Origin of the sequence: Nocardioides sp. NPDC092400 (assembly GCF_040684155.1) — a bacterium.
Lineage (GTDB): Bacteria > Actinomycetota > Actinomycetes > Propionibacteriales > Nocardioidaceae > Nocardioides.
The window spans coordinates 1,314,875-1,327,052 of record NZ_JBFBFJ010000001.1 but is presented as its reverse complement, the minus strand read 5'-3'; the positions used below and the strand labels follow the sequence as shown (position 1 = coordinate 1,327,052).

Genomic DNA, 12,178 nt, shown 5'->3' with positions numbered 1-12,178 from the left:
CTCGCAGCCTAACGACACCCGGTCAGAACGGCGGCCACGGGATGGCCGGCATCTCCCCGTGCGGCGCGGGCATCACGCCGCGGGCGAGCAGGCGGGCGCACCGCCGGTCGAGCGCGTCGATCTCGAGGTCGGTCAGCAGCGTCGAGAGGGCCTCGCCGAGGGAGCCGGCGAGGGCGCCGCGGACCCGCTGGACCACCTCGACGTCCTCGTCGCGCAGCGGCTCGCCGAGCCACCCCCACAGGACGGTGCGCAGCTTGTGCTCGTGGTGGAACGTGATGCCGTGGTCCACGCCGTACCGGTGGCCGCTGGTCATCTCCAGCACGTGGCCGCCCTTGCGGTCGGCGTTGTTGACCACGACGTCGAAGACCGCCATCCGCCGCAGCGCGGTCGAGTCCTCGTGGACGAGGCTGACCGGGAGGTCCCGGCCGTCGACGCCGTCGAAGACGTGCAGGAAGCCGGGCGGCACCTCGCCGTGCGCCACGATCTCGACCGCCGCCTGCTCGGGGTCCGGCTCCTGCCAGCGCTGGACCATCCCCCGGCCGTGCGGCCCCTCGCGCAGCCAGGTCTGCGGCACGACGTCCCAGCCGGTCGCCTCGGAGACGAGGTACGCCGCCACCTCGCGGGAGGCCAGGTCGCCGTACGGGAAGTCCCACAGCGGGCGCTCGCCGGAGATCGGCTTGTAGACCACCTTCACGTCGCCGACCTCGCCGAGGAACGTCGCGTTGCTGGCCGGCATGATCCGCCCGTGGAGGACCAGCTCGTCGGACAGCAGGTCGACGGCGGGCGGCTCGGTGTGGCTCACGGGTCCCGGCGGCGGAACCCGTTGGCCCGGACGCACAGGTGACCGTCGGGGTCGATCGGCAGCCCGCAGAACGGGCAGGACGGCCGACCGGCCTCGAGGACCTGCTCGCTGCGCTTGACGAAGGCGCGGGCGGCACCGGCGGGGATCCGCACCAGCAGGACCTCGTCGGGCTCGGGCTCCTCGAAGTCCTCGTCGACCTGCTCGGGGGAGACGACGGCCGTCTCGTCGATCGGGAAGACCTCGATGACGACGCGCTCGTCGTCGGGGTCCCACGACAGCGTCATCGTGCCGGCGCGGAACTCCTCCTCGATCGGCTGCTCGAGCGGGTCGGTGTCCTCCAGGTCGAGGGGTGCGACGGCCGGGACCGTCGCGGAGGTGCGCTCGCTGCTCATCACGTCGTCGAGCAGCTCGTCGACCCGCTCGGCGAGGGCGGCGACCTGCTGCTTCTCCAGCGCGACGCTGACCAGCTTGGCGCCGCTGCGGGCCTGGAGGAAGAAGGTGCGGGAACCGGGGGGACCGACGGTGCCGGTGACGAAGCGCTCCGGCGGGTCGAACCCGTGGACGAGTGGTGCCATGCCGTCCACCCTATGAGGCCGCAGAAGGACCCGCGCCGCCGCCGACCACCGCGTCGTCGGCGGCCGCGGTCGCGACGTCGGCCGCCCGCTTGCCCGAGCGCGGGCGGCGGGCCGGCTTCTGGGCGAGCCACGACAGGTCGCCGGCGTGGGTGTTCGTCGCCAGGACGTAGGGCCGCGAGGCGGTGTAGCGCACGATCGAGATCGACGCCGGGTCGATGTTGATCCGCTGGAAGAGGTCCAGGTGCATGCCGAGGGCGTCGGCCAGGACCGACTTGATGATGTCGCCGTGGCTCACCGCCACCCACACCGCGCCGGCGCCGTGGGCGGCCTCGACCGCGGCGTCGTGGCGGCGTACGGCGGCGACGGCGCGGGCCTGCATCGACGCGAGGGACTCACCCCCGGGGAACTCGGCCGCGGAGGGCTGGGACTGCACGGTCGACCAGAGCTTCTCCTTGGCCAGGTCCCGCAGCTGCCGGCCCTGCCACTCGCCGTAGTCGCACTCGGTGATGCCCTTCTCGGTCACCAGCGTCAACGGCGGCGCCTGGGCCTGCATGATCGCCTTGGCCGTCTGCCGGCACCGCTCGAGCGGGCTGCTGACGATGGCGTGCACCGGCAGGTCCTTCATCCGCTCGCCGGCGCGGGCGGCCTGCTGCTGGCCGGTCGCGTCGAGCTTCACCCCGGGCATCCGGCCGGCCAGCATCCCGCTGGCGTTGGCGGTCGTCCGACCGTGGCGGACGAGGATGACAGTGGCCATGGCGCCGAACAGTACTGGTCCGCCGCTCGCCGGCCCGCGGGCCGCCACGCGTTACGGTTCCGGCGTGATCGTCGACAGCGCGCTGTACCGCCACGGCTCGCGCGTCCCCGTCGACTGCGCGCCGCACGACTACGCGAAGCTGCGCGCCGAGGTCCGCTCCGAGGGCGACTTCGTGTGGCTGGGCCTGCACGAGCCCAGCCAGGAGCAGCTGGCCGACGTCGCCGCGGCGTTCGACCTGCACCCTCTCGCGGTGGAGGACGCCGTCAAGGCGCACCAGCGGCCCAAGCTGGAGCGGTACGACGACAGCCTCTTCCTCGTCCTCAAGACGCTCTGGTACGTCGACGTCGACGACGCCGTGGAGACCGGCGAGATCAACCTCTTCATCGGGCGCGACTTCGTCGTCAGCGTCCGACACGGCAGCGGCGCTGAGCTGGCGACCGCTCGGCACGACCTCGAGGCGCGGCAAGCGGTGCTCGACCACGGCCCGTCCGCGGTGGTGTACGCCGTGTGCGACACGGTCGTGGACGCCTACCGCGTCGTGGCCGAGGAGCTCCAGCAGGACGTCGACGAGGTCGAGGAGTCGGTCTTCTCCCCCACCCGCACCAACGACTCGGTCCGGATCTACACGCTCAAGCGGGAGATCGCCGAGGTGCGCCGCGCGGTGCAGCCGCTGCGCGAGCCGATGCGCCGCCTCGCCGCCGGTGAGGTCGAGGGCGTCGCACCGGAGGCGGGCCCGTTCTTCCGCGACGTCCTGGACCACCTCGGCCAGGTGGGCGAGGTCGTCGACGGCCTCGAGACCCTGCTGTCGTCGGCGTTCGACGCGCACCTGGCCCGGATCTCGGTGCAGCAGAACGACGACATGCGCAAGATCTCGGCCGGGGCCGCCCTCGTCGTCGTCCCGACCCTCATCGCCGGCATCTACGGGATGAACTTCGACCACATGCCCGAGCTGCACTGGACCTTCGGCTACGCCTTCGCGCTCGCCCTCATGGTCGGCTCCTCGACCGTCCTGTGGATCTTCTTCAAGCGCTCCGGCTGGCTCTAGTCCCGGGAACGACGGCCTGCAGGCACTGTTCACGCAGCGTTTCCTGCCGCACACTCGGGTCATGGACGACCGTCGCAGCGCCAGCCCCACCACCGCCCGGTCCCGCGCGACGTGGGCCGCCTTCGGCGGGGCCTCGGCCCTCGTCCTGGGCGCCTGCCTCGCGCTGGCCCTCCAGCGCGACAACGCCGCCAGCGTCGCCGTGGTGCTGCTCGGCGGGCTCGCCGCCGTCGGCATCGCGGCCCTGTTCCTCGTCACGGCCACCCCGCGGCTGCCCGGCCAGTCCGGCCGCTGGCGGGTGCCGGAGGCTTCCCGACGACAGGTCGGCGGCGCCGGGGGCGCCGCCGTCGGCGGTGGGTTCGCCGGCGGCAGCGACTGCGGCGGTGGCGGCGGTGGCGGGGACTGCGGCTAGACCGACGTCGACGTTGTCGCCGTCCTCGTCGCGACCGCCCGCGGCGGACATTTCATCGGCTGGCCGCTGGAACTCACGGTTGGCCGCTGAAGCTTCATCGGCCGAGCGACAGGTTCGTCGGCCGGCCGATGAGATCTGCGCGCCCGGTCAGACCCCGACGTCCGCCGGCCCGCGGCCTCAGGCGGCGAGCACGCCGGTGCCGACGAGCACCAGCACGAGCGCGCCCAGCCCGACGCGGTAGATCACGAACGGCGCGTAGGAGCGGGTCGAGACGTAGCGCAGCAGCCAGGCGATCGCGGCGTACCCGACGATGAACGAGACCACCGTCGCGGTGATCGTCGGACCCCAGCCGTAGGTGTTGTCGCCGTGCGGGATCTCCTTGAGCTCGAAGAGCCCGGCGCCGACGACGGCCGGGATGGCGAGCAGGAAGGCGTAGCGGGTGGCCGCCTCCCGGTCGTAGCCGAGGATCCGGCCCATCGACAGCGTCGCGCCGGAGCGGCTCACCCCGGGCACGAGGGCGCAGGCCTGCGCCAGCCCCATCAGCACGGCGTCGCGCAGCGTCATCTGCCTGATCGTCTTGTCCGAGGACCCGACGCGGTCCGCGACGCCGAGCACCAGGCCCAGGACGATCAGCGTGGTGCCGATGATCCACAGGCTCCGGAAGTCGGACTCGATCACGTCCTTGAGGGCCACGCCGAGCAGCACGATCGGCAACGAGCCGACGATGATGAACCAGCCCATCCGGGCGTCGAGCGTGCCGCGGTGCTCGGGCCGGACCAGGGACCGCAGCCACGCCGAGGCGATCCGCCAGATGTCGTGGCGGAAGTAGAGGAGGACCGCGAGCTCGGTGCCGATCTGGATCACCGCGGTGAACGCCGCGCCCGGGTCACCCCAGCCGAAGAGCTCGGGGAAGATCCGCAGGTGCGCGCTGCTCGAGATCGGTAGGAACTCGGTGAGTCCTTGGATCGTGCCCAGCACGACGGCCTGGAGGAAGTCCCACACGGGCGAGGATCCTACGGACACCGGTACCGCGAGCCGGGCACGCCGCCCGGGGCGTCGCCCACTACCTTGTCGGCATGCAGCACAGGTCTCTGGGTGCCACCGGCTTGAAGGTCTCGCGCCTGGGCCTGGGCACGATGACGTGGGGTCGCGACACCGACGAGCACGAGGCGCGCGACCAGCTGGTCGCGTTCGCCGAGGCGGGCGGCACTCTCCTCGACACCGCGGCCGGGTACGGCGGCGGCGCCTCGGAGGAGCTGATCGGCTCCCTCCTCGGTGACGTGGTCGCCCGCGAGGACGTCGTGCTGGCGACCAAGGCCGGCATCGGCTCGCGCCGCGGTGGCCGGGAGTACAACACCTCCCGCGGCCACCTGCTCACCACCCTCGACGCCTCGCTCGAGCGGCTCGGCGTCGACCACGTCGACCTGTGGCAGGTCCACCTCTGGTCCGACGAGACCCCGCTCGAGGAGACCCTTTCCGCCCTGGACATCGCGGTCACCTCGGGCCGGGTGTCCTACGTCGGGGTCTCGAACTACACCGGCTGGCAGACCGCCCAGGCCGCCACCTGGCAGCGCGCCGTCCCGGGGCGGGCGGTGCTGGCCTCGACCCAGGTCGAGTACTCCCTGCTCAACCGCGGCATCGAGCAGGAGGTCCTCCCCGCCTGCGAGGCGCTCGGCGTGGGCGTGCTGCCCTGGTCGCCGCTCGGCCGGGGCGTGCTGACCGGCAAGTACCGCTCCGGGACCCCCTCGGACTCCCGTGCGGCGTCCTCCCACTTCGCCGGCTTCGTCGGCACCTACCTCAACGAGCGCTCCGCCGGCATCGTCGAGGCCGTGGCCCGCGCCGCCGACGGCCTGGGCTGGACGCCGCTCGAGGTGGCGCTGGTCTGGGTGCGCGACCAGCCGGGCGTCACCTCGCCCATTGTCGGTGCCCGCACCGCGGCCCAGCTCCGGGGCGCCCTGGGCGTCGAGGAGCTCGTCCTGCCAGCCGAGATCGTCGACGCTCTCGACGACGTGTCCGGAGAATGAACGCATGTCCCGGGTCCACCGTCTGCCGCTGAACCGCGGGGTCGAGTGGGAGTTCGACAAGATCACGTTCTCCCGCGAGTTCCCCCGCAACGTCGTCACCAAGCTGCTGGTCGAGCGCGCCGAGCACGGCGGCTGGGAGCTCGACCGGGTCCGGATCACCCCCGACGGCACCCGCCGGGTGATCTTGCGCCGCAAGATCATCCGGGCGGTCCGCACCGCCTGAGGGCGCTCAGACGTCGTCGAGGAAGCGGTCGAAGACGCGCGCGCCGAACTCCAGCGCGTCGACCGGCACCCGCTCGTCGACGCCGTGGAAGAGCGCGGTGAAGTCGAGGTCCGCCGGCAGGCGCAGCGGCGCGAAGCCGTAGGAGCGCATCCCGAGCCTGCGGAAGTGCTTGGCGTCGGTGCCACCGCTCATCAGGTACGGCGCGACGACGGCGTCCTCGTCCTCGGCGAGGATCGAGCGGGTCATGGCGTCGACGAGGTGCCCCTCGTACGGCGTCTCCCAGGGCTGCTGGTGGGAGACGTGCTCGATCTCGACACCCTCCCCGGTCAGCTCGGCCAGCGTCGCGAAGAACTCGTCCTCGAAGCCGGGGAGGAACCGGCCGTCGACGTACGCGGTGGCCTCGGTGGGGATGACGTTGACCTTGTAGCCGGCCGACAGCATCGTCGGGTTGGTCGTGTTGGTGATCACCGCGCCGAGCATGCGGGCCGCTCCCCCGAACTCCTCGATGAGGGCGGGAGCGTTCTCCGGCGTGGCCTCGGTGCCGGCGAGGTCCGCGACCGTCGCCAGGAGCACCTCCATGGTCGGGGTCAGGCGCACGGGCCACTGGTGGGCGCCGATGCGTGCCACGGCGGCGCTGAGCCGCGTGACGGCGTTGTCGGTGTTGATCATCGAGCCGTGCCCGGCTCGGCCGCGGGCGGTCAGCTTCATCCAGGCCATGCCCTTCTCGGCGGCCTCGATGAGGTAGACGCGCCGGCCGCGCACGGTCGCGGAGAACCCGCCGACCTCGCCGACCGCCTCCGTGACGCCCTCCAGCTCCTCGGCGTGCTCGTCGACGATGACCTGGGCGCCCTTGTGGCCGCCCGCCTCCTCGTCGGCGGTGAAGCACAGGACGATCGGGCGCTCGGGGACCCGGCCGGCCCGCTGCCGGGCGCGGACGACGGAGAGCAGCATCGCGTCGAAGTCCTTCATGTCGACCGCACCGCGCCCCCAGACGTAGCCGTCCTGGACCTCGCCGGAGAACGGGTCCACCTGCCAGTCCTCGGCCGCGGCCGGCACGACGTCGAGGTGGCCGTGGAGCAGGAGCCCGTCGTCCCTGCCGCCGGCGCCCGCGCCGCCCCACCGCGCGATGACCGACGTACGGCCCGGCTCGGACTCGATCATGCGGGACTCGATGCCGACCTCGTCGAGCAGCGTCGCGACGTGCTCGGCCGCCTTCCGCTCCCCCGGGCCGTCCTGGTCGCCGTAGTTCGAGGTGTCGATCCGGATCAGGTCACGGCAGAGCTCGACCACCTCTGCGGCCGGGTCGTGGGCGGTCTGCGGAGCGTCGGAGCGGTCGTCGTTCGGCATGGCCTCAGCATGACACCGGTGCGCACGCGCCCCGATTCCGTCGGTACGACATCTCTGTAGTACGGTTTCTCCGCACTCGTCCGGGTGGCGGAATTGGCAGACGCGCTAGCTTGAGGTGCTAGTGCCCGTATTAGGGCGTGGGGGTTCAAGTCCCCCCTCGGACACCGATCGAAGAGCCCCTGACCAGCGGAGACGCGGGTCAGGGGCTCTTCGCGTCCGGCGGGTCGACGAACTCGTCCGATGGGCGGGCTCGGTGGACGACTTTCGTCGGGCTGCTCCCCTCCCATCCGCCGATGCGCAGGGACCGGGACCCCGGGCAGGGTCAGGGCATGAGCTTCGCGACGCAGCTGGTCATCGGTCTCTGCCTGGTGGGAGCCGGCGCCGTGCTGGCGCTGGGCTACCCCGAGACCGAGGTCCTGTGGTTCCGGGGACGACCGCTCGGGACCGTCCTGGGGATCATCGGCCTCGTCGATGTCGGTGAGGCGTTCGTGCGCCGACGCCGCGACGCGGCCGAGTGGTGATCACTCCTCCGCGGTGCCGTGGCCGCCCAGCTGCTCGTCGAGGGCGGCGTGCAGCGCGTCGTACTCCTCGCTCGCGCCGCGGCGTCCCATCTCGCCGGAGTAGTCGGTGTTCGTGCTCCCGAGGACCTTGAAGTCGGCGTTGGCCGCCTTGAGCGCCCGGACGGCCGCGTCGGGGCTGATCTCGGCATCGCGAGCCCGGGTCATCGCACGCTCGCGACGCTCCAGCACGTCGGCCAGGCCGGCGGCGTACCGGGAGAACCAGTCGTTGTCCGACTCCCGCAGCTGCGCCAGGACCGGCCGGCAGTCCGTGACCGCCGCAGTGTGCTGGCGCAGCCACGCCTGGGCGACGGCGCGGATGCTGGAGGTGTCCGGGTCCTCCTCGAGCTCGAAGGCGTCCGTGCAGGCGCTGAAGGACTTCTTCATCAGCGGGAAGTCGAGGTAGAAGGCGTCGGTGAAGTCGCGGTAGCCCCCGTGGGCCTCGACCAGCGCGTCGTACGCCGCGCGCACGTCCGGCTCGGCGAGCGCACGCTCCTCACCGATCGCCTCGAGGGCGTCGTCCCGTTCCCGCTGGGCGGTCTCGAGCTCCGTGCGCCGGTCGGCGAGCGACGGGTCGTCGGGTGCGGCCGACGGGTCCTTCTCCAGCACCTCGGTGACGGCGCGCTGGTAGGCACCGCCCGCCTCCTCGGCCGCGACGTAGGCCTCGCGGAGCGCCACGACCTGCTCGTGCGCCGCCTCGTGGTCCGCCTCGGTCGGCTGCGTCGTCGGCTCCGCGGTAGCACCGGTCGTGGACCCGCCCGTCGTCGTCGAACCTTCTCCGCTGCCACCCCCGCACGCGGTCAGCCCGACGCACAGGCACAGGGTCGAGGACACGGCGAGGCCGCGGAGGGCCTGGTGGAGCGGTGCACGCATGCTGCGACCGTTCCACCGGCCCGTCCGGCCCAAACCAGCCTCAGCCCGAGGAGGCGGGACCCTGCTTGGCCAGGTCCAGCCAGGTGTCGACCACGGTGTCGGGGTTGAGCGACATCGACTCGATGCCCTGGTCGAGCAACCACCGGGCGAGGTCGGGGTGGTCCGAGGGGCCCTGGCCGCAGATGCCGACGTACTTGCCCTGCGCCTTGCATGCCTTGATCGCCAGCTCGAGCATGTGCAGCACCGCGGGGTCGCGCTCGTCGAAGCCGCCGGCCACCAGCGCGGAGTCGCGGTCCAGCCCCAGGGTCAGCTGGGTCATGTCGTTGGAGCCGATCGAGAACCCGTCGAAGTGCTCGAGGAACTGGTCGGCGATCACCGCGTTGGACGGCACCTCGCACATCATCACGACCTGCAGGTCGTTCTCCCCGCGCCGCAGGCCGTTGCGGCCGAGCAGCTCGATGACGCTCCGGGCCTCCGTGGTGGTCCGCACGAACGGGATCATCACCTTGACGTTCGTCAGGCCCATCTCGTCGCGCACGTACCGCAGCGCTTCGCACTCCATCGCGAAGCAGTCGGCGAAGTCCTCCGAGAGGTACCGCGACGCGCCGCGGTACCCGATCATCGGGTTCTCCTCCTCCGGCTCGTAGAGCTCGCCGCCGACGAGATTGGCGTACTCGTTGGACTTGAAGTCGCTCAGCCGCACGATCACCGGCTCCGGCGCGAACGCCGCGGCGATCATGGCGACGCCCTCGGCGACGCGCTGGACGAAGAACTCCCGCGGACCCGGGTACGCCGCGGTCAGCTCCTCGACCTCCTCGCGCAGGTCGGCCGGCAGCGAGGCCGGGTCGCCGGCCAGGTCGAGCAGCGCCTTGGGGTGGATGCCGATCTGGCGGTTGATGACGAACTCCAGCCGCGCCAGCCCCACCCCCGCGTGCGGCAGCCGGGAGAACGCGAACGCCTGCTCCGGGGTGCCGACGTTCATCATGATCTTGACCGGGACGTCGGGCATCGAGTCGAGCTCGGTGCGTTCGACGTCGAAGTCGAGCAGGCCCTCGTAGACCAGGCCGGTGTCGCCCTCGGCGCAGGAGACGGTCACCTCCCGCCCGTCGGTGAGGTCACGGGTGCCGCTGCCGGTGCCCACGACGGCAGGGATGCCCAGCTCACGGGCGATGATCGCGGCGTGGCAGGTGCGTCCGCCCCGGTTGGTGACGATGGCCGCCGCGCGCTTCATGATCGGCTCCCAGTCGGGGTCGGTCATGTCGGCGACCAGGACCTCGCCGGGGTTGAACTCGTGCATGTCGTCGATCGAGGTGAGCACGCGCACCGCGCCCGACCCGATCTTCTGGCCGATCGCCCGGCCCTCGACCAGGACGTCGGCCCCCTTGGTCACGGCCCGGTCGATCTTGAACCGCTCGAGGGCACCGGTGTGGCGCGACTGGACGGTCTCCGGGCGCGCCTGGAGGACGTAGAGCCGGCCGTCGAGCCCGTCCTTGCCCCACTCGATGTCCATCGGGCGCCCGTAGTGCTCCTCGATGGTCAGCGCGTGGCGGGCCAGCTCCTCGACCTCGTCGTCGGTCAGCGAGAGCAGCCGGCTCTCCTGCGGCGCGACGTCGACGAACTCGGTGGTCCGTCCGACCGTGGCGTCGTCGGTGTAGACCATCTTGGTGGCCTTCCCGCCGACGCCGCGCTTGAGCACCGCGGGCCGCCCGGCGCGGAGCGCCGGCTTGTAGACGTAGAACTCGTCGGGGTTCACCGCACCCTGGACGACACCCTCGCCGAGGCCGTACGCCGAGGTCACGAAGACCGCGTCGGTGAAGCCCGACTCGGTGTCCATCGTGAACATCACGCCGGACGACGCGAGGTCGGAGCGCACCATCCGCTGGACGCCAGCCGAGAGCCCGACGTCGGCGTGGGCGAAGCCGTGGTGCACGCGGTAGGCGATCGCGCGGTCGTTGTAGAGCGAGGCGAACACCTCGCGGATGGCGGTGAGCACGGCGTCGATCCCGCGGACGTTGAGGAACGTCTCCTGCTGGCCTGCGAACGACGCGTCGGGCAGGTCCTCGGCGGTCGCCGAGGACCGGACGGCGAACGACGGCTCCTCGCCCTCGGCGCCGGCCGACTGCTCGGCGAGCCGCTCGTAGGCGCTCCGGATGTCGGCCTCGAGGTCCTCGGGGAACGGCTGGCCGACGACCGCGTCGCGGATCTCGCGGCCGACCTCGGACAGGCGGCGCACGTCGTCGGTGTCCAGGCCGTCGAGCAGCCCGTTGATCCGCGCGGCCAGCCCGGTGTCACCGATGAAGCGGTGGAACGCCTGGGCGGTGGTCGCGAACCCGTCGGGCACGCGCACCCCCAGGTCGGCGAGCTGGGAGACCATCTCGCCGAGGGAGGCGTTCTTGCCGCCCACCTCCTCGAGGTCGGCGAGCCCGAGCTCGGAGAACCACCGGACGTTCTGGCTGGTCATGGACGTGTCCCTTTCGTGCTGGCGTCGTGCTGTCGACGCGCCCGCTTGCGTGCGCTGGACTTGAGGGTCTGGAGGATGAGCGCCGAGATCTCCTCGACGGACTTGGCGGAGGAGTCGATGACCGGGATCCGGTGGGCTCCGAAGAGCGCGTCGGCCCGACGCAGCTCCCAACGGCACTGGTCGGGCGAGGCGTACCGCGAACCCGGCCGACGCTCGTTGCGGACCCGGCTGAGCCGGTCGACGGTCGTGGTGAGGCCGAAGCAGCGCTCCAGGTAGGGCCTGACGACGTCGGGCAGCTCGTCGGCGTCCAGGTCCTCGTCGACGAGCGGGTAGTTGGCGACGAACAACCCGTGCTGCAGGGCGAGGTACATGCTGGTCGGCGTCTTGCCGCAGCGCGAGGGCGCCAGCAGGATCACGTCGGACTTCTCCAGCGCCCGCAGGCTCTGGCCGTCGTCGTGCTCGATGGTGAACTCGATGGCCGCCATCCGGGCGTTGTAGCGCTTGATGTCTCCGACGCCGTGCAGCCGGGCCGCCTCGCGCATGCCGGGCCGTCCCAGCACCGACTCCACCTTCGCCATGTGCATCCCGAAGAAGTCGAGGAGCGGCGCCTTCGTGCGCGACAGCTCGGCGCGCACCTCGTCGTTCGCGGCGGTGGTGAAGACGAGCGGCGTGACGCCGCCGTCGACGACCTCGTCGAGCATGCCGACCACCCGGCGGGCGTCCTCGACGGAGTGGATGAAGGGGATGAGCGTCCGCTCGAAGTGGAGGTCGGGGAACTGGATGAGCAGGGCGTTGCCCATCGTCTCCGCGCTGATCCCGGTGGAGTCGGACAGGAAGAAGACCGGTACGACGTCGTGCTCGCTGCTCGCGTTCATCTCCGGCCTCCGTCCGAGTGCCTGAACCGTAGTGGGTCCCGTACCCATCGGCGGATGGACCCGACGCGCCTGGACAGCCGCCCGCCGGGTCGTCGGCCGGGACGCCGCGCGCCCGGTGCAGGACGGGATGCATGACCTCCGTCACCGCGGGGAACATGGTAGATGGCGGGCGGGGCCTCCCCCCAGTGCTCCGGCCGTCCGCGGGCCGCGACCTCCGGGTCGCGGCTCGTGCT

The 12,178-nt window shown here is 72.0% G+C and carries 13 protein-coding genes and 1 tRNA gene; 6 read left to right on the top strand and 8 right to left on the bottom strand.

The genetic code is table 11. From position 1 onward, the window contains the following. Window positions 1-22: 22 nt before the first annotated feature. Genes AB0N29_RS06585 through AB0N29_RS06575 form a run of 3 tightly spaced genes read right to left on the bottom strand, consistent with a single transcriptional unit; the run spans window position 23 to window position 2,131 of the window. Window positions 23-802, bottom strand: a complete 780-nt coding sequence (locus tag AB0N29_RS06585; protein WP_302271394.1) for an SCO1664 family protein — start codon at window positions 800-802, stop codon at window positions 23-25. Further along, on the bottom strand, window positions 799-1,377 hold the full coding sequence (locus AB0N29_RS06580; protein ID WP_364865101.1) for a DUF3090 domain-containing protein: 579 nt from the start codon (window positions 1,375-1,377) through the stop codon (window positions 799-801). Before AB0N29_RS06580 ends, AB0N29_RS06585 begins: the two co-directional genes overlap by 4 nt. Window positions 1,378-1,387: 10 nt before the next feature. Continuing rightward, on the bottom strand, window positions 1,388-2,131 hold the full coding sequence (locus AB0N29_RS06575) for a histidine phosphatase family protein (RefSeq protein WP_302271389.1): 744 nt from the start codon (window positions 2,129-2,131) through the stop codon (window positions 1,388-1,390). Between the two features lie 64 nt (window positions 2,132-2,195). Between AB0N29_RS06575 and corA the strand changes: the two genes are divergently transcribed. Continuing rightward, window positions 2,196-3,176 carry a magnesium/cobalt transporter CorA gene (gene corA, locus AB0N29_RS06570; protein WP_302271387.1) on the top strand — a complete coding sequence of 327 codons (981 nt, stop codon included), beginning with the start codon at window positions 2,196-2,198 and terminating at the stop codon, window positions 3,174-3,176. A gap of 61 nt (window positions 3,177-3,237) precedes the next feature. Next, the gene (locus AB0N29_RS06565) at window positions 3,238-3,585 is read left to right on the top strand and encodes a hypothetical protein (protein ID WP_364865098.1); all 348 of its coding nucleotides are present in this window, start codon (window positions 3,238-3,240) and stop codon (window positions 3,583-3,585) included. Between the two features lie 177 nt (window positions 3,586-3,762). Here AB0N29_RS06565 and AB0N29_RS06560 read toward each other — a convergent pair whose 3' ends face one another. Beyond that, entirely contained in the window at window positions 3,763-4,587 is an 825-nt protein-coding gene (locus AB0N29_RS06560) for an undecaprenyl-diphosphate phosphatase (protein WP_302271382.1), read from the bottom strand. 74 nt (window positions 4,588-4,661) lie between these two features. Here AB0N29_RS06560 and AB0N29_RS06555 point away from each other — a divergent pair, with 74 nt between their 5' ends. Continuing rightward, entirely contained in the window at window positions 4,662-5,609 is a 948-nt protein-coding gene (locus AB0N29_RS06555) for an aldo/keto reductase (RefSeq protein ID WP_302271381.1), read from the top strand. Window positions 5,610-5,613: 4 nt separating this feature from the next. Beyond that, window positions 5,614-5,832 carry a DUF5703 family protein gene (locus tag AB0N29_RS06550; RefSeq protein ID WP_302271379.1) on the top strand — a complete coding sequence of 73 codons (219 nt, stop codon included), beginning with the start codon at window positions 5,614-5,616 and terminating at the stop codon, window positions 5,830-5,832. A 6-nt stretch (window positions 5,833-5,838) separates the two neighbouring features. On the opposite strand, the gene AB0N29_RS06545 is transcribed toward AB0N29_RS06550, so the two are convergent. Further along, window positions 5,839-7,179 carry a M20/M25/M40 family metallo-hydrolase gene (locus AB0N29_RS06545; protein WP_364865094.1) on the bottom strand — a complete coding sequence of 447 codons (1,341 nt, stop codon included), beginning with the start codon at window positions 7,177-7,179 and terminating at the stop codon, window positions 5,839-5,841. A 78-nt stretch (window positions 7,180-7,257) separates the two neighbouring features. Between AB0N29_RS06545 and AB0N29_RS06540 the strand changes: the two genes are divergently transcribed. Then, window positions 7,258-7,343, top strand: a tRNA-Leu gene (locus tag AB0N29_RS06540). A 165-nt stretch (window positions 7,344-7,508) separates the two neighbouring features. Beyond that, the gene (locus AB0N29_RS06535) at window positions 7,509-7,700 is read left to right on the top strand and encodes a hypothetical protein (RefSeq protein WP_302271375.1); all 192 of its coding nucleotides are present in this window, start codon (window positions 7,509-7,511) and stop codon (window positions 7,698-7,700) included. On the opposite strand, the gene AB0N29_RS06530 is transcribed toward AB0N29_RS06535, so the two are convergent. Genes AB0N29_RS06530 through AB0N29_RS06520 form a run of 3 tightly spaced genes read right to left on the bottom strand, consistent with a single transcriptional unit; the run spans window position 7,701 to window position 11,945 of the window. Beyond that, window positions 7,701-8,609, bottom strand: coding sequence for a hypothetical protein (locus AB0N29_RS06530; RefSeq protein WP_364865091.1), 909 nt, complete (start codon window positions 8,607-8,609; stop codon window positions 7,701-7,703). 40 nt (window positions 8,610-8,649) lie between these two features. Continuing rightward, window positions 8,650-11,070, bottom strand: coding sequence for a phosphoenolpyruvate synthase (gene ppsA, locus AB0N29_RS06525; RefSeq protein WP_364865089.1), 2,421 nt, complete (start codon window positions 11,068-11,070; stop codon window positions 8,650-8,652). Next, window positions 11,067-11,945, bottom strand: a complete 879-nt coding sequence (locus tag AB0N29_RS06520; protein WP_302271370.1) for a pyruvate, water dikinase regulatory protein — start codon at window positions 11,943-11,945, stop codon at window positions 11,067-11,069. The genes ppsA and AB0N29_RS06520 overlap by 4 nt, the downstream gene beginning before the upstream one ends. Window positions 11,946-12,178: the final 233 nt, after the last annotated feature.